Here is a 22,537-nt window from a genome sequence, read left to right as displayed (position 1 = left end):
TCGCCATGAACACCGCCGCAGCGCTCGCCGATTTTCGTACCTATCCGTTGATCAGCGCGCTGAATGGCGTGCAGGCCCTGGCGGATCGTGTTCTGGTCAAGTGGGCCGACAACCGCGTCAGCCCCTTCCATCATCAATGGCTGCGGGACAACTGCCCGTGTGCACAATGCGTCTACACCGTGACCCGTGAACAAGTGCTGGAAATCGTCGACGTCGCTCAGGACCTGACGGCCACTGACGCCGGTATAGACGGCCAAGGTTGCCTGAGCATCGACTGGCAGGATGGTCACCACAGTCGCTTCGACCCCGGATGGTTGCGGGCGCATGCCTACGATGACGAATCCCGCGCCGAGCGCCTGGCCAGCAAGCCCGGGGCCAGGCTCTGGTACAGCGATCTGGCGCTGCCGGTCTTCGAGTATTCGGCGCTGATGAACGACAACTCTGCGTTGTTGCAATGGTTACTGGCCGTGCGCGACATCGGCCTGACCCAGGTGCGCGGCGTGCCCACCGAGCCAGGCTCGCTGAAGTTGATCGCGCAGCGGATCTCGTTCATCCGCGAGAGCAATTTCGGTGTGCTGTTCAACGTGCAATCCAGGGCCGACGCCGACAGCAACGCCTACACCGCCTTCAATCTGCCCCTGCACAGCGACTTGCCGACCCGCGAGTTGCAACCGGGGCTGCAGTTCCTGCATTGCCTGGTCAACGACGCCGAGGGTGGCGAGAGCATTTTCGTCGACGGTTTTGCCATCGCCCAGGCGTTGCGCGAGGAAGATCCCGGATCGTTCCAGGCGCTCTGTGAAATCCCCGTGGAATTTCGCAACAAGGACCGCCACAGCGACTACCGCTGCCTCGCGCCGATCATCGCGCTGAACGCCCTGGGGCAGGTCTCGGAAATCCGCATGGCGAATTTTCTGCGCGGGCCGTTCGACACCTCGGTGGAACAGATGCCCACCCTTTACCGGGCTTATCGGCGGTTCATCGAAATGACCCGCGAGCAGCGCTTTCGGGTGATGCAAAGGCTCAACCCGGGCGAGCTCTGGTGCTTCGACAACCGCCGCACACTGCACGCGCGCAATGCGTTTGACCCCGCCACCGGGGCGCGGCATTTCCAGGGGTGTTATGTGGATCGCGATGAGCTGTTGTCGCGGATCCTGGTGTTGCAGCGGTAGACCGCATTGACTTCATCGCGAGCAGGACCACCCAAACCACACAAAACCCCAGGACTCACAGACAAAAAAATCCCCGATCAAGCCGTGACAGGATCGGGGCAGAGGGTACTGTTGAGGAGCCGCCATGCGAGGGTGACCAAACCTTCGTGAAGCAAGCTGGGGCCAGTGTGCCCAGTCCACGGAATGGCAAGTTAGCCGAAAACGACATGCTCATAGCCAATGTGGACATCGAGACAAATCGCCCTTGCCGCCACTTCCCGTGCCTCCCAGAATCGAGCCACGACCTCCATTGCCAAAGAAGGATTCGCGTCATGATGCATGCCGACTTGATTGACCAGGAAGACCTGTTGGGCCAACTGAAGTCGTTGGGTTTTCAAGTACCGAATGGCTCTACCGCCGAGCAGGCCTGCGAATGCGCCGTGCGCGGCTTGAACGATGAGCGGGCGATGACGTTGCGCACCATGGTCAAGCAGATGTACACCAGCAGCGCGACCATCCTGCCCGCCGTGCGCCAGGCGATCGACAAGCAGTTGTTGCCGGCGCTGGCGGCGTATCAACAACAGGGCCGTAGCGCCTGATACAGCCCATCGCGAACCGTTCGAATCGTCGCACCGACCCTCCCACAGCAATCCGACCTCGGAACTGTGGGAGCGGCGGTGCGACGATTTGCCTTGCCCGCGATAAAAGCGCCTCGGCCTAGAGCCTTACGCTGGCAAAGGTCGACTCGTTCCGCGCCTGGCTCAGCGCCGACAACGGCCCGGACAGTGGCGACAGTACCAGCGCTTGCGGCAGTGGCATCAATGCCACTTGTTGGGTGGTGTTGGAGCCCACGCGTTCGTCACGCGGTGGAATGCCGAAGTATTCGCGGTAGCACTTGGAGAAGTGCGGCGTGGAGACGAACCCGCAGACCGACGCCACTTCGATGATCGACATCGGCGTTTGCTTGAGCAACTGGCGAGCGCGGATCAGCCGCAGTTTCAGGTAGTAACGCGACGGCGAGCAGTGCAGGTATTTCTGGAACAGGCGCTCGAGCTGACGACGGGAGACGGCGACATACACCGCCAGTTCGTCGAGATCGATCGGCTCTTCGAGGTTGGCCTCCATCAGCGCGACGATTTCCTGCAGCTTCGGCTGGTTGGTGCCCAGCATGTGCTTGAGCGGTACACGCTGGTGATCCTGCTCGTTGCGGATACGCTCGTAGACGAACATCTCCGAAATCGCTGCCGACAGTTCGCGGCCGTGGTCGCGGCTGATCAGGTGCAGCATCATGTCCAGTGGCGCGGTGCCGCCGGAGCTGGTGAAACGGTTACGGTCCAGGGTGAACAGGCGGGTGCTCATGGCCACACGCGGGAAAGCTTCCTGCATCGAGGCCAGGCATTCCCAGTGCACGCTGCAATCGAAACCGTCCAGCAGACCGGCGCAGGCCAGAGCCCAGCTGCCGGTGCAGACCGCACCCAGACGCTTGGACTGCCGCGCCTGGCTTTGCAGCCACGACACGTGCTCACGGGTCACGGTGCGTTGAATACCAATACCGCCGCAGACAATGATGGTGTCCATGGCCGGGGCTTTGTGCATGGAGGCGTCGGGGGTGATCTGCAGGCCGTCACTGGCCCAGACCTGGCCGCCGTCGACGGTGAGCGTGGTCCAGCGATACAACTCGCGACCGGACAACTGATTGGCCATGCGTAGCGGTTCTACGGCAGAGGCCAGGGAAATCAGCGTGAAATTGTCCAGCAGCAGAAAGCCGATGGATTGAGGCGCACGGTTCTGGGGTTGGGCCCCGGAATTGAACGACGTCATCGCGGTATCTCCTCACACAAAGCGGGTGATGGCCTCAGGCGGAGGCTCTTGTTATTGCCATCGTTCTCGCGCGGGAGACGGGCTTTGTAATGACAGAGCAAATGCCATGCCTAAAGTTGAATGGCCAATCAATAACTCCTGAAAACGACCTCCGCACGTGTCTAAATAAGACACGCGGCAAGTAAGGGTTATAAGTGCCATCAGGGGTGAAGACTGCGCCTCACAGGGGCATGTGAGCAGATCGGTAGCACTTGTGGGATCAGGGCTGCGGGCCTCCCGGGGGGAGTGTCACCGCAGGCACAAGGTGGCGGGTGGCCAGGGTGCCGACGTATCCCTGACCGACAAGTCATGATTTACCTGTTTGCGACGCGCCAAAAGGTAGCGCGCTGGATGGGCGGTGTTCAATTTACGCGCAGTTTTGACTGGTCTGGCGCTATCGCGCGCAGGCTCGCTGCCACCAGTGGGATTCGGCCTACTGTGAGAACGAGCCTGCTCCGGGCCTCAACACTCGACAGCGCTGACGGCCAACCCGCCCCGGGATGTCTCTTTATACTTGTCATGCATATCCGCGCCGGTATCGCGCATGGTGCGGATCACCCGGTCCAGGGAAATGAAGTGCTGGCCGTCACCACGCAACGCCATCTGCGCCGCGTTGATCGCCTTCACGGCGGCGATCGCGTTGCGCTCGATGCACGGCACCTGCACCAGACCGCCCACCGGATCGCAGGTCAGGCCGAGGTTGTGTTCCAGGCCGATTTCCGCCGCGTTGCACAACTGTTCCGGCGTGGCCCCGAGAATTTCCGCCAGACCCGCCGCCGCCATGGCGCAGGCCGAGCCGACTTCCCCCTGGCAGCCGACTTCGGCGCCGGAAATCGAGGCGTTCTTCTTGCACAGGATCCCCACCGCTGCTGCACCCAGGAAGTAGTCGACCACGTTGGCGTCGGTCACCGCCTCACTGAACTTCATGAAGTAATGCAGCACCGCCGGAATGATCCCCGCCGCGCCATTGGTCGGCGCCGTCACCATGCGCCCGCCGGCGGCGTTCTCTTCGTTGACCGCCAGGGCGAACAGGTTGACCCATTCCATGGCGCTCAAGGTCGAGCCGATCACGTTGGGTTTGTTCAATTCCTGCAGACTGCGGTGCAGCTTGGCCGCCCGCCGGCGCACATTCAGGCCGCCGGGCAGGATGCCTTCGTGCTTGAGTCCGTGCTCGACACACTCCTGCATGGCGCGCCAGAGCTTCATCAGGCCGGCGCGGATTTCATCTTCGCTGCGCCAGACCCGCTCGTTGGCCATCATCAATTCGGCCACGCGCAGGTTGTGCCGCTTGCACAGTTCAAGCAGCTCGACTGCGCTGGAAAAATCGTAGGGCAGCTCGGTGCGATCCAGATCCACCACACCGCTGCGGGCTTGCGCCTCATCGACGACAAAGCCACCGCCGACGGAATAGTAGGTGTCGCGGTGCAGCTCGCCGTCGGCGCCATCGGCCACCAGGGTCATGGCGTTGGGATGGAACGGCAGGTTTTCATCGATCAGGCGCATGTCCCGGGCCCAGATGAACGGCACCGGCAGGCGACTGTCGAGCAACAGCGTGTCGGTTTCGCGCAAGGTGGCGATGCGGATGCCGATTTGCGACGGATCGATCGCATCCGGCCACTCGCCCATCAACCCCATGATCACCGCGTTGTCGCTGCCGTGACCGATGCCGGTGGCCGACAACGAGCCATACAGCTGAACCTCCACGCGCTGCACCTGTTCGAGCAGCCCCTGCTCACGCAAACCCTGCACGAACAGCGCTGCGGCACGCATCGGCCCGACGGTGTGCGAACTGGAAGGACCGATGCCGATTTTGAACAGGTCGAAAACGCTGATAGCCATTGCTGCCGAACTCCTGGATGTGCCAATTCCAGGCGCAGGAGCGCCCGGTGACGGAGCTGCTACGCTCAAGCTGCAATCCGCCGAGATGGCCGCATCATCAGGCTTTTGCGGTGCCGTGCGACGTCTCGAACCGACGCACTCATGTCCACGAACGCCGCTGGCGTTTTACGCCATGTTTCGCCGCTTTTTTGCGGCTCAGCGCGGCAAATGGACCTGAAAAAATCTGTAAACGACGTCACCGACACTGGATGCGACCCTCCCTGTACTGGTTACGACGCTGCCTGTAGGCGTCAGATTTTCACTGGTACATGATCTTATCGACTCGATTGCAAGGCGCTGCGGTAGAGCTGTCACAAGAACGCCACCCAACCGCAACCCATAAGTGCGGTGGTCCCAGTCGGAACACTGCCAAAAAAAAACACCAAGGAGTCCATTCATGAAAGGTTCCCCGTCGTTGTTGTTGGCCGCCATGCTTAGCCTGCCGTTTCTGGCGCAAGCCGCCGAACCGGCGCAATGCAATACCGTGAACTTCTCCGATGTCGGCTGGACCGACATCACCGCGACAACCGCCACCACCAGCGTCGTGCTCAACGCACTGGGCTACAAGACCAAGACCACCATGATTTCCGTGCCGGTGACCTACAAGTCCCTGGCCGACGGCAAGAACATGGACGTTTTCCTCGGCAACTGGATGCCGACCATGGAAAACGACATCAAGGCCTATCGCGACGCCGGCACCGTCGAAACCGTGCGCACCAACCTCAAGGGCGCCAAGTACACACTGGCCGTGCCTCAGGCCCTGTACGACAAGGGTCTGCACGACTTCGCCGACATCGCCAAATTCAAGAAGGAGCTCGACGGCAAGATCTACGGCATCGAGCCCGGCAACGACGGCAACCGCCTGATCCAGAGCATGATCGACAAGAACGCCTTCGGCCTGAAGGACGCCGGTTTCAAGGTCGTCGAGTCCAGCGAAGCCGGGATGCTGTCGCAAGTCGACCGCGCGCAGAAACGCGACACCGCCGTGGTGTTCCTCGGCTGGGCGCCGCACCCGATGAACAAGCGCTTCAAGATCCAGTACCTCACCGGCGGCGATGATTTCTTCGGCCCGGATTTCGGTGCCGCCACCGTGGCGACCAACACCCGCAAGGGTTACGCCGAGGAATGCAGCAACGTGGGCCAGTTGCTGAAAAACCTGGAGTTCACCGTCGACATGGAAAGCGAACTCATGGGCAACATCCTGGACGACAAGATGAAGCCTGACGCGGCCGCCAAGGCCTGGCTGAAAAAGAACCCACAGGTCCTCGATACCTGGCTCGCTGGCGTGACCACCATTGACGGTAAACCTGGCCTGGAGGCCGTGAAAGCCAAGCTGAATCAGTAATCGCTTATGCCGGGCAGGTTCGCCTGCCCGGGCTGTTTATTTCCTTGCATGCGGACGTTCACTACCATGCTGATTGATCAGAAAATACCTCTAGGCCAGTACATTGCCGGCTTCGTTGATTGGTTGACGCAACACGGCGCCAACACCTTCGACGCCATCGCCGTGTCACTGGAAACGATGATCCACGGCGTGACGTTTGCGCTGACCTGGTTCAACCCGCTGGTCTTGATCGGCCTGATTGCCCTGCTGGCACACTTCATCCAGCGCAAATGGGGCCTGACCGCCTTCGTCGTTGCCTCCTTCCTGCTGATCCTCAACCTGGGGTACTGGCAGGAGACCATGGAAACCCTCGCCCAGGTCATGTTCGCCACCCTGGTCTGCGTACTGATCGGCGTGCCGCTGGGCATCGTCGCCGCGCACAAACCCATGTTCTACACTCTAATGCGACCGGTACTCGATCTGATGCAGACCGTGCCGACCTTCGTATACCTCATTCCGACCCTGACCCTCTTCGGGCTGGGTGTGGTCCCGGGTCTGATTTCGACAGTGGTGTTCGCGATTGCCGCGCCCATTCGCCTGACCTACCTGGGTATCCGCGATGTTCCACAGGAACTGATGGACGCCGGCAAGGCCTTCGGCTGCTCGCGTCGCCAACTGCTGACGCGCATCGAACTGCCCCACGCCATGCCGAGCATCGCAGCGGGCATCACCCAGTGCATCATGCTGTCGTTGTCGATGGTGGTGATCGCGGCACTGGTGGGCGCCGACGGCCTCGGCAAACCGGTGGTCAACGCACTGAACACTGCTGATATCGCCTTGGGCTTCGAAGCGGGCCTGGCGATCGTACTGCTGGCGATCATGCTCGACCGTATCTGCAAACAACCCGACGCTAAAGTAGGGGGTGACGCATGAGCATTATTCGCTTCGAAGACGTCGACGTAATCTTCACCAAGGATCCGCGCGAGGCTCTCAAGCTGCTGGATCAGGGCCTGACCCGTAACGAGATCCTGAAAAAGACCGGGCAGATCGTCGGCGTCGAAAAAGCCAGCCTGGATATCGAGAAAGGTGAAATCTGCGTACTGATGGGCCTGTCCGGTTCCGGCAAGTCGAGCCTGCTACGCTGCATCAACGGCCTCAATACCGTGAGTCGCGGCAAGCTGTTCGTCGAGCACGAGGGCCGGCAGATCGACATTGCCTCCTGTACCCCCGCCGAGCTGAAAATGATGCGCACCAAGCGCATTGCGATGGTGTTCCAGAAGTTTGCTCTGATGCCCTGGCTGACGGTGCGCGAGAACATCAGTTTCGGCCTGGAAATGCAGGGCCGCCCGGAGAAGGACCGCAAGAAACTGGTCGATGAAAAACTCGAACTGGTGGGCCTGACCCAATGGCGCAACAAGAAGCCCGACGAACTGTCCGGCGGCATGCAGCAGCGTGTCGGCCTGGCCCGCGCCCTGGCGATGGACGCCGACATCCTGCTGATGGACGAACCCTTCTCGGCCCTCGACCCACTCATCCGCCAAGGGCTGCAGGACGAGTTGCTGGAACTGCAACGCAAGCTCAGCAAGACCATCGTGTTCGTCAGCCACGACCTCGACGAAGCCCTGAAGCTGGGCAGCCGCATCGCGATCATGAAAGACGGGCGGATCATCCAGTACAGCAAGCCTGAAGAGATCGTCCTGAACCCGGCGGACGACTACGTGCGCACGTTCGTGGCGCACACCAACCCGCTGAACGTGCTGTGCGGTCGCAGCCTGATGCGCACTCTGGACAACTGCAAGCGCATCAACGGTTCGGTATGCCTCGATCCGGGCGGCGATTCGTGGCTGGACCTGGCGGAAGGCAACACGATCAAGGGCGCCCGCCAGAACGGCTCGGCACTGGACCTGCAAAACTGGGCGCCCGGCCAGGCCGTCGAAGGCCTGGGTCGCCGTCCGACCCTGGTGGATTCCAGCATCGGCATGCGCGACGCCTTGCAGATCCGTTATCAGACCGGCAACAAACTGGTGCTGCACGACAACAACAGGGTGGTGGGGATCCTCGGCGACAGCGAGCTGTACCACGCACTGCTGGGCAAGAACCTGGGCTGAGCAGGCTGCATAAACGAAACGCCGCGATCCTTTCGCGGCGTTTTCGTTTGTGCGCCTTGATCGCTCCCACGATCTGCGTGGAACGGTCAAAAGCCGACGAACGGATGTTATAAAGACATGCCGAAATGAGCTTCCAACCTGCAAGCGCCTGCGCACGGCGGTTTCGAGCCAATCGGGATGTCGGTGGAACACCCTGTACATAGGGGCATAACCGGCAAGGAACGACGATTTGTCGTAACGCTGACTTTTTATTGATTGAACGTTCAATCAAATCAAAATAGACTGGCCCTCAAGCCGGTAGTCGCTTGACGACTGCCGCCAGGCCTCAAGGAGAAGTGCAAGATGCCCAAGGTCGGTATGCAACCCATCCGTCGCCAGCAGTTGATCGAGGCCACATTGCAGGCCGTCGATCAGGTCGGTATGGGGGACGCCAGCATTGCGCTGATCGCCCGTTTGGCCGGTGTCTCCAATGGCATCATCAGCCATTACTTTCAGGACAAGAACGGCCTGATCGCTGCCACCGCGCAGTACCTGATGACGGTCCTCAGCGAGAACGTCACCGCGCGCCGTCAGGCGCTGGCAGATGACAGCCCGCGGGCGCATCTGCAGGTGATTATCGAAGGCAACTTCGACGCCAGCCAGGTCAATGGCCCGGCAATGAAAACCTGGCTGGCCTTCTGGGCCACCAGCATGCACCACCCGTCCTTGCACAGGTTGCAGCGGATCAACGATCACCGTCTGTATTCCAACCTTTGCTGCCAGTTCCGCCGCGTGTTGCCGCTCGATGATGCGCGCAGCGCAGCCCGGGGCCTGGCGGCACTCATTGACGGCTTGTGGTTGCGCGGCGCGCTCTCGGGAGACGCTTTCGACACCGAGCAGGCGCACCGCATCGCTTACGAATACATGGATTTCCAACTGGCCAAGCGGGTGAGTTAGAGCACATCCAGAATGCTCAACACCCGGATCGAGCCAATCACCGATGCACTTGCGAGGACTTTATGGCCCGTTTCGAATTGCAAAAACTCTACATTGATGGCGGCTACAGTGACGCTGGCAGCGATGCCACGTTCGAGGCCATCAACCCGGCTAACGGCGAAGTCCTCGCAACCGTACAACGCGCCACCCAGCAAGACGTCGAGCGCGCCGTGGTCAGCGCCGAAAAGGGCCAGAAAATCTGGGCCGCCATGACGGCCATGGAGCGTTCGCGCATCCTGCGGCGCGCCGTGGAAATCCTGCGTGAGCGCAACGACGAACTGGCGGCCCTGGAAACCCTGGACACCGGCAAGGCCTACTCCGAAACCCGCTACGTCGACATCGTCACCGGCGCCGACGTGCTGGAATACTACGCCGGCCTGGTGCCCGCCATCGAAGGCGAACAGATTCCGCTGCGCACCACCTCCTTCGTCTACACCCGTCGCGAGCCGCTGGGCGTGGTGGCCGGGATCGGCGCGTGGAACTACCCGATCCAGATCGCCCTGTGGAAATCCGCACCGGCCCTGGCCGCCGGCAACGCGATGATTTTCAAACCCAGCGAAGTCACGTCGCTGACCACCCTGAAACTGGCCGAGATCTACACCGAGGCCGGTGTGCCGGCGGGTGTGTTCAACGTCCTGACCGGCAGCGGCCGTGAAGTCGGCACCTGGCTGACCGAGCACCCGCGCATCGAAAAAATCTCGTTCACCGGCGGCACCGACACCGGCAAGAAAGTCATGGCCAGCGCCTCGAGCTCCTCGCTCAAGGACGTGACCATGGAGCTGGGCGGCAAATCCCCGCTGATCATCTGCGACGACGCCGACCTGGATCGCGCCGCCGACACCGCGATGATGGCCAACTTCTACAGCTCCGGCCAGGTCTGCACCAACGGCACCCGCGTGTTCGTGCCGAGCCACCTCAAGGCCGCTTTCGAAGCCAAGATCGCCGAGCGCGTGGCGCGCATCCGCATCGGCAACCCGGAAGACGAAAACACCAACTTCGGCCCGCTGGTCAGCTTCGCCCACATGGAAAGCGTGCTGGGCTACATCGCCAAGGGCAAGGAAGAAGGCGCTCGCGTACTGTGCGGCGGCAGTCGCCTGACCGAAGGCGAGCTCGGCAAGGGCGCGTTCGTCGCACCGACCGTGTTCACCGACTGCACCGACGACATGACCATCGTGCGCGAGGAAATCTTCGGCCCGGTGATGGCGATCCTGAGCTACGAGAGCGAAGAAGAAGTGATCCGCCGTGCCAACGACACCGACTTCGGCCTGGCCGCCGGTGTGGTCACCAAGGACCTGAACCGCGCCCACCGCATCATTCACCAACTGGAAGCGGGCATCTGCTGGATCAACGCCTGGGGCGAGTCCGACGCCAAGATGCCGGTCGGTGGCTACAAGCAATCGGGTGTCGGCCGCGAGAACGGCATCAGCTCGCTGAACAACTTCACTCGCATCAAATCGGTACAGGTCGAGCTGGGCGATTACGTTTCGGTGTTCTGACACCCGAGTTCTGTATTGCCTGCGAGGGCCCTATCGCTGGCAAGCCAGCTCCCACAGGTTTGGTGTCGATCGCCAAACCTGTGGGAATCCCCGATCACTGTGGGAGCTGGCTTGCGAGCGATTCGAGTGCACAGCACTCGCCGAGGCCGATCTGACCATCTCAACAGAGGGAACATCCAATGTCCCAGGAATTCGATTACATCATTGTAGGCGCCGGCTCGGCCGGCAATACCCTGGCAACCCGCCTGACCGAAGACGCCGGCGTCACCGTTCTGCTGCTCGAAGCGGGTGGCCCGGACTACCGCCTGGACTTCCGTACCCAGATGCCGGCCGCCCTGGCCTTCCCGCTGCAAGGCCGGCGCTACAACTGGGCCTACGAAACCGATCCGGAACCGCACATGGACGGCCGCCGGATGGAATGCGGTCGCGGCAAGGGCCTGGGCGGTTCTTCGCTGATCAACGGCATGTGCTACATCCGCGGCAACGCCATGGACTACGACGGCTGGGCCAAGCTGCCAGGCCTGGAAGACTGGACTTACCTCGATTGCCTGCCGTACTTCAGAAAGGCTGAAACCCGCGACATCGGCCCGAACGACTACCACGGTGGCGACGGTCCGGTCAGCGTGACCACACCCAAAGCCGGGAACAACCCGCTGTTCCACGCCATGGTCGAAGCCGGCGTGCAGGCCGGATACCCGCGTACCGAAGACCTCAACGGTTACCAGCAGGAAGGCTTCGGCCCGATGGACCGCACCGTGACGCCCAATGGCCGTCGTGCTTCCACCGCTCGCGGTTACCTGGACGTCGCCAAGCAGCGCTCGACCCTGACCATCGTCACCCACGCCCTGACCGACAAGATCCTGTTCGAAGGCAAGCGTGCGGTCGGCGTGCGTTACCTGGTCGGCGCCGCCGAAGAACGCGTTGAAGCTCGCGCACGCAAGGAAGTGCTGGTGTGCAGCGGCGCGATCGCTTCGCCGCAACTGCTGCAACGCTCCGGGGTAGGTCCGGCCAAACTGCTGGAAAGCCTCGATATTCCGGTGGTCCACGACCTGCCGGGCGTCGGTGAAAACCTGCAGGACCACCTTGAGCTGTACCTGCAATACGCCTGCACCCAACCGGTCTCGCTGTACCCGTCGCTGCTCTGGTACAACCAACCGGCCATCGGTGCCGAATGGCTGTTCAACGGCACCGGCATCGGCGCCAGCAACCAGTTCGAAGCCGGCGGGTTCATTCGCAGCCGGCCGGAATTCGAATGGCCGAACATCCAGTACCACTTCCTGCCGGTCGCGATCAATTACAACGGCAGCAACGGCGTCAAAGAGCACGGCTTCCAGGCGCACATGGGTTCCATGCGTTCGCCGAGTCGCGGGCGCGTCCAGGCCAAGTCCAAGGACCCGCGCCAGCACCCGAGCATCCTGTTCAACTACATGGCCTCCGAGCAGGACTGGCAGGAGTTCCGCGACGGCATCCGCCTGACCCGTGAAATCATGCAGCAACCGGCGCTGGACGCCTTCCGTGGCCGCGAAATCAGCCCGGGCATCGAGGTGCAAACCGACGAGCAGCTGGACAAGTTCATCCGCGAGCACGCCGAAACTGCGTTCCACCCGTCCTGCTCGTGCAAGATGGGCACCGACGACATGGCCGTGGTCGATGGCCAGGGTCGCGTGCACGGCATGCAAGGCCTGCGTGTGGTCGATGCTTCGATCATGCCGATCATCACCACCGGCAACCTGAATGCGCCGACGATCATGATGGCCGAGAAAATCGCCGACAAGATCCGTGGTCGCCAGCCGTTGCCGCGCAGCACGGCCGACTACTATGTCGCGGGTGATGCGCCGGTGAAGGGCAAGCCACTGCGGGAAGTGAGCCAACCGGCTTAAGACCGCGTCGCCCGCAATCGTCGGAACGCCGCCCGGAGCAGGCCCGCTCCCACATTGGATTTGTGTACGACACAGATCCGATGTAGGAGCGGGCTTGCTCGCGATGGGGCCCTCAGAAACAGCGCATCACCTTGATACATCCCCTCGCAAAGGCCTACTCTAGCGCCACGCAACCGTTTCACCTCCCCTCGCGACACCGCTTCACTCCAGCATCAGGAGGCTCACGAATGTTCGATTTCCACCCCCAGCTCAAGCAACGGTTCGCCGGCTTGCGCACGGGCGCTGAATTCTTTTCCCTGCGATATGTGCGCGAGTCCGGGCAGTATCTGTCGGTGCGCAAGAACGTCGCCGAACCGCCGAGCCTGCGTCGTGACGAAGGGGCCATGCTGACCGTGCGGGTGAACGGCGTCGAGGCCTATGCCGCGACCAACGATCTGTCGCCATCAGGCCTGCAAGCCGCACTGGACAAAGCCGAGCAGCAGGCCCGCCAGCTCAAACCCCACGCCTTGCTCGACCTGCGCGATCAGCGAGTTTCCAGCGACCGCGCCGATTACTTCTCGCCGAATCTCGACCAGCCGTTCCCGTCCCTGAGCGAATGCTACGAGCTGCTCGGGGCCGAATCCGCCGCCGTGCCGAAAGACGAGCGACTGGTGAACTGGCAGGTCAGCATCGGCATGGCCCACGTCGAGCAGATCTACCTCAGCAGCGCAGGCGCCGAGCTGCGCCAGGCCCAGCGTTTCGTCTATCCGGGACTCGACGTCACCGCTTACGACGGCAACGACAGCCAGACCCGCAGCCTGGGCCGCGAGAACTTCGGCCAGCAGGGTGGCGCGGATGTGATCAGTCGCTGCGGCCTGATCGGTGCCGGTCCGCACATCGCCGACCAGGCCCTGCAACTGCTGCTCGCGCCGAACACCCCGCCGGGTGCACGAGACTTGCTGCTGATGCCCGACCAGATGATGCTGCAGATCCACGAATCCATCGGCCACCCGCTGGAACTGGACCGCATCCTCGGCGACGAACGCAATTACGCCGGCACCAGTTTCGTCAAGGCGCAAGACTTCGGGCGTCTGCAGTACGGTTCGCCATTGCTCAACGTGACCTTCGACCCGGACATTCCCGAGCAACTCGCCAGCTACGGCCATGACGACGATGGCAGCGCGGCGAACAAGCAGTTCCTGATCAGGGAGGGCTTGCTCCTGCGGCCATTGGGCGGCGCACTGTCGCAATTTCGCGCCGGCATGGACGGCGTGGCCAACAGCCGCGCCTGCAGCTGGAACCGCCCGCCCATCGACCGCATGGCCAACCTCAACATCGAGCCCGGCGATCAGCCGCTGGCGCAACTGATCGGCAACATCGAGCACGGCATCCTGATGTCGACCAACCGCTCGTGGTCGATCGACGACGCCCGCAACAAATTCCAGTTCGGCTGCGAATGGGGGCAATTGATCGAAAACGGCGAACTCAAGGGCGTGGTGAAGAACCCGAACTACCGCGGGGTTTCCGCACAGTTCTGGAAAAGCCTCAGCGCGGTCGGCGACGCCAGCACCTTCCAGGTCTTGGGCACGCCGAACTGCGGCAAAGGCGAACCCAACCAGGTGATTCGTGTCGGTCACGCATCGCCGGCCTGTGTGTTCAGCGACGTGGATGTATTCGGGGGAGACGCCTGATGAGTGCAACAGACAACCAGGCTGCATCATTCAAGGCCTTGGTCAGCGGGTTACGCGAAGCGATTCGCGAGCCTGAGCAGTTCACCCTCGGCTACGCGGCCGAATCGTCGGCCTTCGTACGCTTCAACCACGCCAAGGTGCGCCAGGCCGGCCAGGTACAGCAGGCCAGCGTGAGCTTGAAGCTGATCAACGATGGCCGGCACGCCGACCTCGACATCACGCTGTCGGGCGATGCCGAGGTGGATGCCCGACGCCTGGCCGACGGCTTGCAGCAACTTCGGCAAACCTTGCCGCTGCTGCCTCCAGACCCTTACCTGCTGCTCAACCACAACGGCTGGCAAAGCAATAATGTTCAGGCGCATCCGTTGCCGGACACCGAGCAGGTAGTCGGCGAAATCACCCGCGCAGCCGAAGGCCTGGACCTGGTGGGCTTTTATGCGGCGGGGCCGATCAGTCGGGGTTTCGCCAGTTCGGCAGGCGCCTTTGGCTGGCATCAGGCCAACAGCTTCAACTTCGATTTCAGCCTGTTCCACGGCAACGGTCAGGCGGTGAAAGCCAGCTACGCCGGGCACGACTGGAGTAGCGAAGGTTTCGCCCGGCGCTTCGCCCAGGCCCGGGAGCAACTGGCGTTTCTCGGTCGACCGCTGCGCACCCTGGCACCGGGACAGTACCGCGCCTACCTGGCGCCCGCGGCGCTGGAGGAAATCATCAGCCTGCTGAGCTGGGGCGGTTTTTCGGCGCAGTCGATTGCCAGCAAGAGCAGCCCGTTGCAGAAGCTCTACAGCGGCGACCATTCGTTCAGCCCGCAGGTGTCACTGGACGAGCAGGTCAGTGGCTCGTTAAGCCCGGCGTTCTCCGGCGAAGGTTACCCGCGCAGCGATCTGAAACTGATCGTCGAAGGCCGGGCCGAGGCGCAATTGGTGAGTTCACGCAGCGCCGCGGAATACGGCCTCACGGCCAACGGCGCCGGTGGCGGCGAGTCACCCAGTGCCTTGACCATGGCGGCCGGCGCCTTGCCCGAGGCCGAGGTGCTCAGGCAACTGGGCACGGGCCTGTACATCAGCAACCTCTGGTACCTGAATTACTCGGACCTGCCGGGTGCGCGCATGACCGGCATGACGCGGTTCGCGACCTTCTGGGTCGAGAACGGCGAGATCCAGGCGCCCGTCAGCACCATGCGCTTCGACGACAGCGCCTTCAGCCTGCTCGGTTCGCAGCTCGAAGCATTGACCCAGGAGCGGGAACTGTTGCTCTCTGCCAGCACCTATACCCAGCGGGCTACCGCTTCTGCGTTGCTGCCAGGGGCGTTGGTGAGCCGGGTGACCCTGACCCTGTAATCGTCACCCTGTAGGAGCGAGCATGCTCGCGATGGTCGTTAACGATAACGCTGGCAACCTGACACCCAGCGGTGCCGGGCCCACCATCGCGAGCATGCTCGCTCCTACAGGTAAAATCGTTCACCGGACAAACTGACAAGAGGCCCCATGCCCAACCGCCCACCGCTCGACGCCGTCACCGCCCGCTGGTTGCCGTGGGTGGTCGCGATCGCCTTTTTCATGCAGTCCCTGGACGGGACCATCCTCAACACCGCCCTGCCGGCCATGGCCAGCGACCTGGCGGAAGACCCCTTGCGCATGCAGGGCGTGATCATCGCCTACATGCTCACCGTCGCCTTGCTGATCCCGGCCTCGGGCTGGATCGCCGATCGTTTTGGCACCAAGAAAATCTTCTTTGGCGCGATCCTGTTGTTCAGCATCGGATCATTACTCTGCGCGCTGTCGAGCAGCCTGGGGATGTTGATCGGCGCCCGGGTGATCCAGGGTCTGGGCGGCGCGCTGATGCTGCCGGTCGGGCGACTGGTGGTGCTGCGCGCCTACCCGCGCTCGGAACTGGTGCGGATCATGGGATTCATCACCATTCCCGGCCTGCTCGGGCCGTTACTCGGGCCGACCACGGGCGGCTGGATGGTGCAGTACCTGTCGTGGCACTGGATTTTCCTGCTCAACCTGCCCGTGGGCGTCATCGGTTGTTATGCCGTGTGGAAATTCATCCCCGATCTGCGCGGCAGCGAGCGCACGCGCTTCGACAGCCTGGGTTTCCTGCTGTTTGGCGCCGCGATGGTGCTGATCACCATTGCGATGGAAGGCCTGGGCGAACTGCACCTGCCGCACTTGCGGGTGATGTTGCTGCTGTTCGGCGGCATGGCGTGCCTGGCGGCGTACTGGCTGCGGGCCGGACACATCGAGAACCCGCTGTTCGCGCCGTCGCTGTTCAAGACCCGCACCTTCGCCGTGGGTATTCTCGGCAACCTGTTCGCCCGCCTCGGCAGCGGCGCCCTGCCCTTCCTCGTGCCGTTGCTGCTGCAAGTGGCGCTGGGTTATTCGCCGTCCCAGGCCGGGATGAGCATGTTGCCGCTGGCCGCAGCGGCGATGGTCGCCAAATCGGTGGCGCGCCCTCTGATCGAACGCCTGGGCTACCGCATCGTGCTCACCGGCAACACCCTGGCGCTGGGCCTGATGCTGGCGAGCATGGGGCTGGTCAGCGAGCAGACGCCTTATTGGCTGCTGCTGGGGATGCTGGCGATCCTGGGCGCGATCAACTCCTTGCAGTTCACCGCGATGAACACCGTGACCCTGATCGACCTCGACGACGCCAGCGCCAGCAGCGGCAACAGCCTGCTGTCGGTGGTCGCGCAACTGTCCCTGAGCCTGGGGGTGGCCTGCGCCGGGGCCTTGCTCGGCGGGTTCACCGCGCAAGTGGGTAACGACGGCGTGGACACGGTGCTGGGGGCGTTCCAGCTGACGTTCGTCACCGTCGGCATCATGGCGATGCTGGCCGCGACGATTTTCTCCCAGCTGTCGCCCAGGGACGGTCGGCGGGTGGTCAGCCGCGAGCACGATATCGAGCACTGAGACCCGTAGCGGCAAAAAGCTATTCGTCCAGAAATTGCAGGCAGGGGCAGCGGGACTGGTACACTGCGCGACATTTTGTTTTGCAGGCCAGTCCCGTGACCACCATTGCCACCGCTTTTAATACTTTGCCGCTGTCCGCCGCCATGCTGGCTAACCTCGAATCCCTCGGTTATGCCCAGATGACGCCGATCCAGGCGCAAAGCTTGCCGGTGATCCTCAAGGGGATGGACCTGATCGCCCAGGCCAAGACCGGCAGCGGCAAGACCGCCGCCTTCGGCATCGGCCTGTTGAACCCGATCAATCCGCGTTATTTCGGCTGCCAGGCGCTGATCCTGTGCCCGACTCGCGAACTGGCCGACCAGGTGGCCAAGGAAATCCGCCGCCTGGCCCGCGCCGAAGACAACATCAAGGTCCTGACCCTGTGCGGCGGCGTATCCCTGGGCCCGCAGATCGCTTCGCTGGAACACGGCGCACACATCATCGTCGGCACCCCCGGGCGCATCCAGCAGCACCTGCGCAAGGGTTCGCTGGTCCTGCATGGCCTGAACACGCTGATCCTCGACGAAGCCGACCGCATGCTCGACATGGGTTTCTACGACTCCATCGAAGAAATCATCATGCAGGCCCCGGAGCGTCGCCAGACCCTGCTGTTCTCCGCGACTTACCCGGTCGGCATCAAGCAACTGGCGGCGAAGTTCATGCGCAACCCGCAGCAGGTCAAGGCCGAGGCGTTCCACGACGACTCGCAGATCGAGCAGCGTTTCTACGAGATTTCCCCGGACGAGCGCATGAGCGCGGTGACCAAGGTGCTCGGCCATTTCCGCCCGGCGTCCTGCGTGGCGTTCTGTTTCACCAAGCAGCAGGTTCAGGAAACCGTCGATCACCTGACCGCCAAGGGCATCTCGGCGGTCGGCCTGCACGGCGATCTGGAGCAGCGGGATCGCGATCAGGTCCTGGCGATGTTCGCCAACCGCAGCACCTCGGTGCTGGTGGCCACCGACGTCGCCGCCCGCGGCCTGGACATCGACTCGCTGGACATGGTGATCAACGTCGAACTGGCCCGTGACTCGGAAATTCACATCCACCGTGTCGGCCGTACCGGTCGTGCCGGTGAGAAAGGCCTGGCGATCAGTCTGGTCGCGCCGGCCGAAGCCCAGCGTGCACAGGCCATCGAAGAACTGCAGAAGACACCGCTGACCTGGGATCAGGTGGACAACCTCAAGTCTCAGGGCGGCGGTCCGCTGCTGCCGCAGATGAGCACCCTGTGCATCGCCGCCGGCCGCAAGGACAAGGTACGTCCGGGGGATATCCTCGGGGCCTTGACCGGTGATGCCGGCATTCCCGGCGCCCAGGTCGGCAAGATCGCGATTTTCGACTTCCAGGCCTACGTGGCGGTGGAACGCGGCGTCGCCAAACAGGCCTTGCAGCGCCTCAACGACGGCAAGATCAAGGGCCGTTCGTTGCGCGTGCGGATTTTGTAACAGCGCTACACCGCCCTTTCTGTAGGAGCGAGCATGCTCGCGATGGACTCGAGAACGCCGCTGGGTGTCAGATGTCCAGCGTCATCGTTGACGACCATCGCGACGGTTCGACGCCTCGACATGCTCGCTCCTACAGATTTGATTTGTGGTGAATCCAGAGGACACCGTTTTGCGTTCTACCGAAGTCGTGATCATTGGCGCTGGCGCCGCAGGGTTGATGTGTGCACTGACCGCCGCCGGGCGTGGGCGTCAGGTGTTGTTGCTCGACCATGCCAACAAGGCCGGCAAGAAAATCCTGATGTCGGGCGGTGGCCGCTGCAACTTCACCAACATGTACGCAGAACCTGCCAACTTTCTCTCGCAGAACCCGCACTTCTGCAAATCCGCCCTGGCGCGCTACACCCAGTGGGACTTCATCGGCATGGTCGCCAAGCACGGCGTGCCCTACCACGAGAAGAAACTCGGCCAGCTGTTCTGCGATAACAAATCCAGTGACATCCTCGACATGCTGCTCGACGAGTGCGGACAGGTCGGCGTCAGCCTGCATCTGGACACCTCGATCCAGAGCATCGAGAAGCTGGAAAGCGGGTACCTGCTGGACACCACCCTCGGCCAGGTGACCTGCCAATCCCTGGTGATCGCCACCGGCGGCCTGTCGATTCCGACCCTGGGCGCCACCGGTTTCGGCTATCAGGTGGCGAAGCAATTCGGCCACGAACTGCTGCCCACCCGCGCCGGCCTGGTGCCGTTCACCATCACCGACCAGCTCAAGGCACTGTGCACCGAGCTGTCCGGCACCTCGGTAGATTGCCTGGTGAATTGCAACGGTCAGAGTTTCCGCGAAAACATCCTGTTCACCCATCGCGGCCTCAGCGGCCCGGCCATCCTGCAGATTTCCTCGTTCTGGGAATCCGGCGATGCGGTCGAGATCGACCTGATGCCGGACCATGACGTGCCGCAGTGGTTGCAACAGCAGCAGGCCGAACGCCCGAACAGCGAACTGAAAACCCTGCTGGGCGAGGTCTTCACCAAAAAGATGGCCACTCTGCTGGCGGACAACTGGTTCGTGTCCAAACCCCTCAAGCAGTACACCCACGCCGAACTGGCCGACATTGCCGAGAAACTGTCGAGCTGGACAGTGGTGCCGGCCGGCACCGAAGGCTATCGCACCGCCGAAGTCACCCTGGGCGGCGTGGATACCCGTGAAGTGTCGTCCAAGACCATGGAGTCGCTGAAAAGCCCTGGCCTGTATTTCATTGGCGAAGTGCTCGACGTCACCGGGCACCTGGGCGGCTTCAATTTCCAGTGGGCGTGGGCCTCGGGGTATGCGGCGGCGCAGTACGTTTGAGTCGATGCCCATACCCCCTGTAGGAGCGAGCTTGCTCGCGATGAGGGTATGTCAGCGGCATTTGATTGGCTGACACACCGCCATCGCGAGCAAGCTCGCTCCTACAGGAGAAAATGCATGCCAGGATAAGGAACAGATTTTGCTGTCAGATGTGATCGGCGCCATTGCGTCGGCGTCATTACTGGCTCAATTTAGCGTCATTGCCTCGGAAGGCCTTCGCACTTCATGTCATCTACCCCTCTTCGTCAGTCTCTGCGTCGTATCTGGGCGCTGGATAAATTCAGCTACAGCGTGCGGGTATTCATCGCCCTGACCGGCAGCATGGCGCTGTGCTGGTATCAGGATGAAATGGGCCTGCTCATTCCATTGTTCCTCGGCATCATCGCCAGCGCCCTGGCCGAGACTGACGACAGTTGGCAGGGCCGCATCAATTCGCTGGCGGTGACGCTGGTGTGTTTCAGCATCGCCGCCCTGTCGGTCGAACTGCTGTTCCCCTACCCGATTCTCTTTGTCATCGCCCTGGCCCTCGCCGGTTTCGGCCTGACCATGCTCGGCGCCCTGGGGGAACGTTATGGTGCGATTGCCTCGGCGACCCTGATTCTGTCGGTCTACACCATGATCGGTGTGGACCAGCGTGGCGGCGCGGTCACCGACTTCTGGCACGAACCGATGCTGCTGGTGGCGGGCGCCGCGTGGTACGGCTCACTGTCGGTCCTGTGGCAGGCGCTGTTTTCCAACCAGCCGGTGCAGCAGAGCCTGGCGCGCCTGTTCCGCGAACTGGGCTATTACCTGAAGCTGAAATCGTCGCTGCTGGAACCGATCCGGCAACTGGACGTGGAAGCGCGCCGGCTGGAACTGGCCCAGCAGAACGGCCGCGTCGTCGCCGCCCTGAACGCCGCCAAGGAAATCATCCTGCACCGCGTCGGCAATGGCCGGCCGGGGTCGAAAGTCAGCCGCTACCTCAAGCTCTACTTCCTCGCCCAGGACATCCACGAGCGCGCCAGTTCTTCGCACTATCCGTACAACGCCCTGGCCGAAGCGTTTTTCCACAGCGACGTGCTGTTTCGCTGCCAGCGCCTGCTGCGCCAGCAAGGCAAGGCGTGTCGGGCGCTGGCGGAGTCGATCCAGATGCGCCAGCCCTTCGTTTACGACGCCAGTTTCGCCGAGGCCCTGGGGGACCTGAATGCCTCCCTGGAGCACCTGCGCATCCAGAGCAATCCCGCCTGGCGCGGGCTGTTGCGATCCTTGCGAGCCTTGTCCGCCAACCTCGGCACCATGGACCGCCTGCTCAGCGACGCGAGCAACCCCGACGCCCTCGCCGACGCCAGCGACAGCAGCCTGCTCGACCGCTCGCCACGCAATCTCAAGGATGTGTGGGTGCGCCTGCGCACGCAGCTGACACCGACCTCGTTGTTGTTCCGCCACGCCCTGCGCCTGCCCCTGGCCCTGACCATCGGCTACGCCATGGTGCATTTGATTCACCCGTCCCAGGGCTACTGGATCATCCTCACCACGCTCTTCGTCTGCCAGCCGAACTACGGCGCCACACGCCGCAAGCTCGGCCAGCGGATCATCGGCACCGCCATCGGCCTGACGGTGGCGTGGGCACTGTTCGACCTGTTCCCCAACCCGTTGGTGCAGTCATGCTTCGCCATTGTCGCCGGGGTGGTGTTCTTCATCAGCCGAACGACCCGCTACACCCTGGCCACTGCCGCGATCACGGTGATGGTGCTGTTCTGCTTCAACCAGGTGGGCGATGGCTACGGCCTGTTCCTGCCGCGACTGTTCGATACCTTGCTCGGCAGCCTGATTGCCGGGCTGGCGGTGTTCCTGTTCCTGCCCGACTGGCAGGGTCGGCGCTTGAACAAAGTGCTGGCCAACACCCTGACCTGCAACAGCATTTACCTGCGCCAGATCATGCAGCAATACGCGGCGGGCAAAAGCGACGACCTGGCCTATCGTCTGGCCCGGCGCAACGCGCACAACGCCGACGCGGCGCTCTCGACGACCTTGGCCAACATGCTGATGGAGCCGGGGCATTTCCGGAAGGAAGCGGACGTCGGGTTCCGCTTCCTGGTGCTGTCCCACACCTTGCTCAGCTATCTGTCAGGACTCGGCGCACACCGCGAAACCCTGTTGCCGGCGGATGTGCGCGAACACCTGATCGAAGGCGCCGGTGTGAAACTGGCGAGCAGCATCGATGAAATCGCCCAGGGCCTGGCGAGCAAAACGCCGATTACGATTCAGAGCGATGAAGAAGAAGCGCTGGCCAATGAACTGGAACAGATGCCGGACGAGATCGATGAAGGTCAGCGACTGGTCCAGACGCAACTGGCGCTGATCTGTCGGCAGCTGGGGCCGTTGCGCACGCTGGCAGCGCATCTGATCAAGGACACTGGCGAGGGTTCGTAGCCGCTGATCCGGCGCCATCGCGAGCAAGCCCGCTCCCATAGGGAA

At 62.6% G+C, this 22,537-nt stretch carries 16 protein-coding genes; 14 read left to right on the top strand and 2 right to left on the bottom strand.

Annotated elements, in window-relative coordinates; genetic code table 11:
* Window positions 1-5 precede the first annotated feature (5 nt).
* The gene (locus tag QIW53_RS24265; protein ID WP_371052092.1) at window positions 6-1,169 is read left to right on the top strand and encodes a gamma-butyrobetaine dioxygenase; all 1,164 of its coding nucleotides are present in this window, start codon (window positions 6-8) and stop codon (window positions 1,167-1,169) included.
* Between the two features lie 311 nt (window positions 1,170-1,480).
* The gene (locus QIW53_RS24260; protein WP_192306684.1) at window positions 1,481-1,747 is read left to right on the top strand and encodes a hypothetical protein; all 267 of its coding nucleotides are present in this window, start codon (window positions 1,481-1,483) and stop codon (window positions 1,745-1,747) included.
* Window positions 1,748-1,865: 118 nt separating this feature from the next.
* Here the strand turns inward: QIW53_RS24260 and QIW53_RS24255 are convergent, their stop codons facing one another.
* Both QIW53_RS24255 and QIW53_RS24250 read right to left on the bottom strand, forming a co-directional pair.
* On the bottom strand, window positions 1,866-2,969 hold the full coding sequence (locus QIW53_RS24255) for a GlxA family transcriptional regulator (RefSeq protein WP_192306686.1): 1,104 nt from the start codon (window positions 2,967-2,969) through the stop codon (window positions 1,866-1,868).
* A 501-nt stretch (window positions 2,970-3,470) separates the two neighbouring features.
* Complete coding sequence (locus QIW53_RS24250; RefSeq protein ID WP_371052091.1) at window positions 3,471-4,847, bottom strand: L-serine ammonia-lyase; 1,377 nt, start codon at window positions 4,845-4,847, stop codon at window positions 3,471-3,473.
* A 436-nt stretch (window positions 4,848-5,283) separates the two neighbouring features.
* Here QIW53_RS24250 and QIW53_RS24245 point away from each other — a divergent pair, with 436 nt between their 5' ends.
* The 12 genes from QIW53_RS24245 to yccS all read left to right on the top strand — a co-directional run bounded on the left by QIW53_RS24245 (window position 5,284) and on the right by yccS (window position 22,492).
* Complete coding sequence (locus QIW53_RS24245; protein WP_371052090.1) at window positions 5,284-6,231, top strand: choline ABC transporter substrate-binding protein; 948 nt, start codon at window positions 5,284-5,286, stop codon at window positions 6,229-6,231.
* A 66-nt stretch (window positions 6,232-6,297) separates the two neighbouring features.
* Window positions 6,298-7,143, top strand: a complete 846-nt coding sequence (choW, locus tag QIW53_RS24240; protein WP_371052089.1) for a choline ABC transporter permease subunit — start codon at window positions 6,298-6,300, stop codon at window positions 7,141-7,143.
* Entirely contained in the window at window positions 7,140-8,318 is a 1,179-nt protein-coding gene (gene choV / locus QIW53_RS24235; RefSeq protein ID WP_371052088.1) for a choline ABC transporter ATP-binding protein, read from the top strand. The genes choW and choV overlap by 4 nt, the downstream gene beginning before the upstream one ends.
* Window positions 8,319-8,660: 342 nt before the next feature.
* A complete protein-coding gene (betI, locus tag QIW53_RS24230; protein WP_371052087.1) occupies window positions 8,661-9,254 on the top strand; it encodes a transcriptional regulator BetI in 594 nt (197 codons plus the stop codon).
* Between the two features lie 62 nt (window positions 9,255-9,316).
* Window positions 9,317-10,789: a betaine-aldehyde dehydrogenase gene (gene betB / locus QIW53_RS24225; protein WP_371052086.1), complete on the top strand. Its 1,473-nt coding sequence runs from the start codon at window positions 9,317-9,319 to the stop codon at window positions 10,787-10,789.
* A 179-nt stretch (window positions 10,790-10,968) separates the two neighbouring features.
* On the top strand, window positions 10,969-12,669 hold the full coding sequence (betA, locus tag QIW53_RS24220) for a choline dehydrogenase (protein WP_371052085.1): 1,701 nt from the start codon (window positions 10,969-10,971) through the stop codon (window positions 12,667-12,669).
* Window positions 12,670-12,896: 227 nt separating this feature from the next.
* Window positions 12,897-14,339, top strand: a complete 1,443-nt coding sequence (locus tag QIW53_RS24215) for a TldD/PmbA family protein (protein ID WP_371052084.1) — start codon at window positions 12,897-12,899, stop codon at window positions 14,337-14,339.
* Window positions 14,339-15,676 carry a TldD/PmbA family protein gene (locus tag QIW53_RS24210; protein WP_371052083.1) on the top strand — a complete coding sequence of 446 codons (1,338 nt, stop codon included), beginning with the start codon at window positions 14,339-14,341 and terminating at the stop codon, window positions 15,674-15,676. The genes QIW53_RS24215 and QIW53_RS24210 overlap by 1 nt, the downstream gene beginning before the upstream one ends.
* A 147-nt stretch (window positions 15,677-15,823) precedes the next feature.
* Window positions 15,824-17,251 (top strand): multidrug transporter subunit MdtD, encoded by a 1,428-nt coding sequence (mdtD, locus tag QIW53_RS24205; protein ID WP_371052082.1) that lies wholly within the window; start codon window positions 15,824-15,826, stop codon window positions 17,249-17,251.
* A 143-nt stretch (window positions 17,252-17,394) separates the two neighbouring features.
* Window positions 17,395-18,732 carry an ATP-dependent RNA helicase DbpA gene (gene dbpA / locus QIW53_RS24200; RefSeq protein ID WP_371052106.1) on the top strand — a complete coding sequence of 446 codons (1,338 nt, stop codon included), beginning with the start codon at window positions 17,395-17,397 and terminating at the stop codon, window positions 18,730-18,732.
* Between the two features lie 169 nt (window positions 18,733-18,901).
* Window positions 18,902-20,080 carry an NAD(P)/FAD-dependent oxidoreductase gene (locus tag QIW53_RS24195; RefSeq protein WP_371052081.1) on the top strand — a complete coding sequence of 393 codons (1,179 nt, stop codon included), beginning with the start codon at window positions 18,902-18,904 and terminating at the stop codon, window positions 20,078-20,080.
* Between the two features lie 225 nt (window positions 20,081-20,305).
* Window positions 20,306-22,492, top strand: coding sequence for a YccS family putative transporter (yccS, locus tag QIW53_RS24190; protein ID WP_371052080.1), 2,187 nt, complete (start codon window positions 20,306-20,308; stop codon window positions 22,490-22,492).
* The last annotated feature ends 45 nt before the right edge of the window (window positions 22,493-22,537 follow it).

Origin of the sequence: Pseudomonas fluorescens, from assembly GCF_041354075.1 — a bacterium.
GTDB lineage: Bacteria > Pseudomonadota > Gammaproteobacteria > Pseudomonadales > Pseudomonadaceae > Aquipseudomonas > Aquipseudomonas fluorescens_CE.
The sequence above is the reverse complement of the archived record's forward strand: the minus strand, read 5'-3'. Positions and strand labels throughout refer to the sequence as shown.

Coding starts and splice junctions, on each gene's coding strand:
- QIW53_RS24265 (WP_371052092.1), top strand. CDS start 6: ATGAACACCGCCGCAGCGCTCGCCGATTTTCGTACCTATCCGTTGATC.
- QIW53_RS24260 (WP_192306684.1), top strand. CDS start 1,481: ATGATGCATGCCGACTTGATTGACCAGGAAGACCTGTTGGGCCAACTG.
- QIW53_RS24255 (WP_192306686.1), bottom strand. CDS start 2,969: ATGACGTCGTTCAATTCCGGGGCCCAACCCCAGAACCGTGCGCCTCAA.
- QIW53_RS24250 (WP_371052091.1), bottom strand. CDS start 4,847: ATGGCTATCAGCGTTTTCGACCTGTTCAAAATCGGCATCGGTCCTTCC.
- QIW53_RS24245 (WP_371052090.1), top strand. CDS start 5,284: ATGAAAGGTTCCCCGTCGTTGTTGTTGGCCGCCATGCTTAGCCTGCCG.
- choW (WP_371052089.1), top strand. CDS start 6,298: ATGCTGATTGATCAGAAAATACCTCTAGGCCAGTACATTGCCGGCTTC.
- choV (WP_371052088.1), top strand. CDS start 7,140: ATGAGCATTATTCGCTTCGAAGACGTCGACGTAATCTTCACCAAGGAT.
- betI (WP_371052087.1), top strand. CDS start 8,661: ATGCCCAAGGTCGGTATGCAACCCATCCGTCGCCAGCAGTTGATCGAG.
- betB (WP_371052086.1), top strand. CDS start 9,317: ATGGCCCGTTTCGAATTGCAAAAACTCTACATTGATGGCGGCTACAGT.
- betA (WP_371052085.1), top strand. CDS start 10,969: ATGTCCCAGGAATTCGATTACATCATTGTAGGCGCCGGCTCGGCCGGC.
- QIW53_RS24215 (WP_371052084.1), top strand. CDS start 12,897: ATGTTCGATTTCCACCCCCAGCTCAAGCAACGGTTCGCCGGCTTGCGC.
- QIW53_RS24210 (WP_371052083.1), top strand. CDS start 14,339: ATGAGTGCAACAGACAACCAGGCTGCATCATTCAAGGCCTTGGTCAGC.
- mdtD (WP_371052082.1), top strand. CDS start 15,824: ATGCCCAACCGCCCACCGCTCGACGCCGTCACCGCCCGCTGGTTGCCG.
- dbpA (WP_371052106.1), top strand. CDS start 17,395: ATGCTGGCTAACCTCGAATCCCTCGGTTATGCCCAGATGACGCCGATC.
- yccS (WP_371052080.1), top strand. CDS start 20,306: ATGTCATCTACCCCTCTTCGTCAGTCTCTGCGTCGTATCTGGGCGCTG.